Source organism: Acetobacter fabarum, from assembly GCF_040702925.2.
Classification (GTDB): domain Bacteria; phylum Pseudomonadota; class Alphaproteobacteria; order Acetobacterales; family Acetobacteraceae; genus Acetobacter; species Acetobacter fabarum_B.
Window position 1 is genome coordinate 1 of the sequence record NZ_JBFCXX020000072.1, and the last position, 279, is coordinate 279.

Sequence of the window (279 nt, forward strand, 5' to 3'; positions counted from 1 at the left end):
CACCAGTGTCATCATCACAACCAATCTGAGCTTCAGTGAATGGGGAGACGTCTTTGGTGACCCGAAGATGACAACGGCGCTCCTCGATCGGCTGACCCATCACTGTCATATCCTCGAGACAGGAAATGACAGCTACAGGTTCCGCGCCAGCACCGCCGCGTCAAAAAACAGAAAGGACAGATCCTCTTCTTGACCGCCCGCCCGACTGTGCCTGAAATAGCATCTGGCTGGGTCAATTCCTGATGAAAAACCCGGGTCAGTTCTCAGTGAAAATCAACA

The 279-nt window shown here is 52.7% G+C and carries 1 protein-coding gene; it reads left to right on the forward strand.

Annotation, left to right across the window (positions count from 1 at the left end):
• The coding region (locus AB2L51_RS15140) for an ATP-binding protein (RefSeq protein WP_395583063.1) at positions 1–193 on the forward strand (193 nt) is incomplete at its 5' end.
• Positions 194–279 lie beyond the last annotated feature (86 nt).